This is a genomic window from Staphylococcus caprae (assembly GCF_002902725.1).
Taxonomy (GTDB): domain Bacteria; phylum Bacillota; class Bacilli; order Staphylococcales; family Staphylococcaceae; genus Staphylococcus; species Staphylococcus caprae.
On record NZ_PPRT01000051.1, the window covers coordinates 1 to 4,011 of the forward strand.

At 30.0% G+C, this 4,011-nt stretch carries 5 protein-coding genes; 3 read left to right on the forward strand and 2 right to left on the reverse strand.

All coding sequences use genetic code 11. The annotated features are described in order from the left end of the window. The first annotated feature begins 248 nt into the window (after positions 1-248). Both CD155_RS09975 and CD155_RS09980 read left to right on the forward strand, forming a co-directional pair. On the forward strand, positions 249-644 hold the full coding sequence (locus CD155_RS09975; RefSeq protein WP_258026357.1) for a hypothetical protein: 396 nt from the start codon (positions 249-251) through the stop codon (positions 642-644). Positions 645-764: 120 nt separating this feature from the next. Continuing rightward, on the forward strand, positions 765-1,340 hold the full coding sequence (locus tag CD155_RS09980) for a replication protein (RefSeq protein WP_103213238.1): 576 nt from the start codon (positions 765-767) through the stop codon (positions 1,338-1,340). 186 nt (positions 1,341-1,526) lie between these two features. On the opposite strand, the gene CD155_RS09985 is transcribed toward CD155_RS09980, so the two are convergent. Next, on the reverse strand, positions 1,527-2,465 hold the full coding sequence (locus CD155_RS09985) for a replication initiator protein A (RefSeq protein WP_060554444.1): 939 nt from the start codon (positions 2,463-2,465) through the stop codon (positions 1,527-1,529). 432 nt (positions 2,466-2,897) lie between these two features. Between CD155_RS09985 and CD155_RS09990 the strand changes: the two genes are divergently transcribed. Continuing rightward, on the forward strand, positions 2,898-3,668 hold the full coding sequence (locus CD155_RS09990) for a DUF536 domain-containing protein (RefSeq protein ID WP_103213239.1): 771 nt from the start codon (positions 2,898-2,900) through the stop codon (positions 3,666-3,668). 80 nt (positions 3,669-3,748) lie between these two features. Here CD155_RS09990 and CD155_RS09995 read toward each other — a convergent pair. Then, positions 3,749-4,011 (reverse strand): DDE-type integrase/transposase/recombinase (locus CD155_RS09995; protein ID WP_142382856.1); only part of this gene is annotated, 263 nt, incomplete at its 5' end.

A 4,011-nucleotide genomic window follows, 5' to 3' on the forward strand; every position in this document is an offset into this window, starting at 1 on the left:
TACAGTTCTATACAAAGTCAGAATCTTTAACGTTGTTTTAATAAGAAGTTGTTCCATTTAATTTGATTAATGTTTCATTTTTTTGTATATATATATGATGTAATTTTTAACTTTGCAACAGAACCCTCTTTGTTCTATTAAACATCACTGTATCTCAAATTGATATCATCAATACGCGAAACGTCTCACACTATATCACTGTCGTTTCAAATGGTTTATATCAATTTACATTTTACTTATTAGGATTAGTGTTGATATTAATTATTATCGGTTTAATGATTCGTTTATTGAAAGACCAACTCACGAATCATATTAAATCTATTTATCATACGATGGTTTTACGATATTATCTTAAACAAGATATCGACACAACATCCTCAAAAGATTGGCAACAAACCGGCGAAACTAAAACCAACTCTGTCGAACGCTATTTTAATAAAGTCGTTGGGAGGTCACTTGTTGATGTTCGTCAAAATGAATTCCGTGTAGCGATTAAAATTCCTCGCAAGCAGCAGGCACATGAAATATTAAAAACGATTGAACCTCAGATTTATGAAGAAATCACCCATTTACACCCCAGTTATTACTTCTCAACAACTCAACGTCATCATCGTTATCAATGGTTTATCGGTCATAAACGTTGAGTTAACAACGCGCTGTGGTTCACGTAGTGATAAACACAAGCGCGTTGTTAACTCCATGCCATGGGGTTACTACGACCCCCATGGCATCATTAATCAATAATCACAGAAAGGATGTCCATGATGACGAAAGATAAACGTTCGAATAAGTGGGCTTTCTTAATATATGAAGATAGCACACCATCTAATTATCAAGATATTTTGGAACAGGTGCACATTCCTTATATTTTAAGTCCGTGGCATAATCAAGATATTGATCGATCGACAGGAGAAATTAAGAAGTCACATAAACACGGTGCTTTATTCTTTGATTCTTTAAAAAGTTATTCTCAAGTCTCTGAATTACTTCAGCAAAACTTAAATACGCCGAGTCACATTGAAATTATTATGTCTCCTAAAGGGATGTTCGACTATTTTATTCATGCATCTAATCCAGATAAAACCCCTTATGATATCAACGATATTGAAAGTGGTTGTGGGTTTGATCTAAATCAATTTTTACTTGAGCAAGGACAATCTGAAATTTTTAATGACATTATTGATATGATTGAAAGCCAAGACTTTACAGAATTTCAAAGCCTAGTAATATATGCGCGACAACATCATCCATCGTATTTAAATCTGATTATCCAACGAACTTACTTTTTTGCGGAATATTTAGATTCACGACGTCATAATTCTGATCGAGTTCAAGAATAATGATATTGTGAATTGTGTTTAGGGTGGATTATGAGTTTATTGGGGTTTTAAGCTGTATTTTAAAGCTTTTAAAACAAATTTTGATAAATGATACCTATTTTTATTATACACATATTAAAAGTTAAATATGGGCCGAATGAATACAATAGTATTTTATCAATTAGAATTATTATAAGGTTATTTGAACTATTGGTTGAAAACATTATATTTAGACATATTTTGACGTCGCATATAAAGTGCATGAGTTTCTTCAAGTTCAGCTTTAATGGATTGCATTAAATATCCTTGCATTGTTTCGACGGTTTCATTTTTTTGTAGCAGCATTGCTTTAAAACGTTTCAACACACTTACAATTTCAAATTCAACATCTTCTAAACGATAATAGGTATAATGTGCATTATTAAATGATTTCTTCCCTTTGAGTAATACACTTTTAATAATTCGGATTTCTCTAATTTCAAATTTACTTAAATAATCTTGAAGTTGTTGTGGCAATTCTTCGAGTACTTGGAACTTAAGCGCATCATTATTAAATTCGGTTTGTTGATGATTTGTATGATCCGAATGATTATGACTTGTTGAATTGTTATATATATCATTCATATCATACGTATCATTATTATCAGTTTCTATATTATCAGTATTATTTAAGTCAGTATCATTAGACTGTGAATTTGGAAGTTCTTGACCACTTAGATTCACAGTTCTAGAACTTCCAAATTCATTGTTCTGGAACTGTGAATTTGGAAGTTCCTTGGTACGACTGACTTCCATATCATAATTGGGTTTTAATAAATATAATCTATTGGGTTTATTAAGGCCAACACGTTCTTGAGTTAGTAAATTAAAATTTACTAACTCTTTTTTCAATTTTATGATTTTTTGCTCTGCATAACCTAAGTACTCGCACAAATGTTTATTACTGAAAATAAAGTAAATGTTATTATTTTTATCTACCCATTCATTTTGGATGGATAATTCAAAACGATCTTTTAATAATGCATACATAATTTTGGCTTCTGCGGACATTTTCTTAAAATATGTATCTTCAAATAAATATTTAGGCAGTTGATAAAATCTTTCAGTTTTTACTTGTGATAAATTGTATTTCTCAAAATTGGGCATAATAAAAACCTCATTTCCACTTTTTTGGATTGAGGTAATAAAACAATTTTTACGTAAGTTATATGTTTTGTGCTTGCACTTAGATGATTAGATATATATAATACAAGTATCAAAAAATTATATAAACAGACGAATGCGAATCGTTTTATTACCGAGAGTCGATGCTACGCCAATAGCATCGGCTCTTTTAATATTCATAAAGTAATATTAACACTTTTAAGATCGTATATAAAGCGTTTTAAGTGTAGTTAAAAGCACATTACAACTTCAAAATGATAAAATTTATTAATTTAGTACCTAATTAGGCGTTGAAAATCTTCGATAGGCGGCTAATTAGGTACTTAGGTAGTAAAATTAGATAGCAAAAGATGAAATAATATTTGTTAGGTGGTAAAATTTAGGTACTAAATTAGGTGCCTAAGGATGGATGTTATGAAAACTATTAAAATGGTTGCTGATGAATTGAATGTAACTAAACAAACTATTGTTAATAATGCTAAAAGATTAAATATATCTTTTGAAAAAGAAAATGGAATTAATTATATTAATGATAATGATTGTTTGAAAATTATAGAAAAGATTACTAAGAAAGAAAGTACAACGCAAAATAAAGAATCAATAAAAAAAGAAAGATTTGATGAAAATACTGCAGAGGTTGAAAAGTATATATATAATAATTCAAATAGTTTTGAGACATTAAAAACAAAAGCAAATGAATTAGAAAAGCAAATAGAAATCTTTGAAACTAGAGCTAAAAATGATGAAAAATATATTGAGAATTTAACTAAACAACTAGATCAACAAAATAGCAATGTTAATACATTAAATAAACTGTTGGAGAATCAACAAATATTAGCTTTAGAAAGTAATAAAAAGATTCAAAAACTAGAAAATCAATTAGAAGAAGAAAGACAGCTTAATTACTCTTTTGATACAGCGACTAATGATAGACAAAGCATTAATCCGCAAGAAGCAACTTTTACTGAAGAACCTCAAAATATCAACCAACAACAAAAGAAAAGCCAACCAATAGAAGCAGAAGTAAATCATAAGGATATAACTGAAGAGAAAAAGGGTGACAGTGAAAACGAAGACGTATTAGCGAAAGATGATAAACCATCTGAAGAAATAGAGAGTGGGCCTGAGGATAGGAAAGAAGAAACACCTAAAAAGGGGTTTTGGAGTCGTTTGTTTGGTAGCTAAAATAATTAATTAGGCACTAAAAGGTTCTGTTGCAAAGTAAAAAATATAGCTAACCACTAATATATCATGTCAGTGTTCGTTTAACTTGCTAGCATGATGTTAATTTCGTGGCATGGAGAAAATCCGTAGATCTGAAGAGACCTACGGTTCTTTTTATATAATCCGTAAATACATTCAATGCCTTTTAAAGTACTCTTTGCCGTATTGATACTTTGATATCTTGTCTTTCTTACTTTAATATGACGGTGATCTTGCTCAATGAGGTTATTCAGATATTTCGATGTACAATGACAGTCGGGATTCAGTTTAAACGTTTTAATGACTTTAGCCATGGCTACCTTCG

Excerpts from the sequence above, each read along its gene's own strand:
- CD155_RS09980 (WP_103213238.1), top strand. The coding sequence starts at position 765 with ATGACGAAAGATAAACGTTCGAATAAGTGGGCTTTCTTAATATATGAA.
- CD155_RS09985 (WP_060554444.1), bottom strand. The coding sequence starts at position 2,465 with ATGCCCAATTTTGAGAAATACAATTTATCACAAGTAAAAACTGAAAGA.
- CD155_RS09990 (WP_103213239.1), top strand. The coding sequence starts at position 2,898 with ATGAAAACTATTAAAATGGTTGCTGATGAATTGAATGTAACTAAACAA.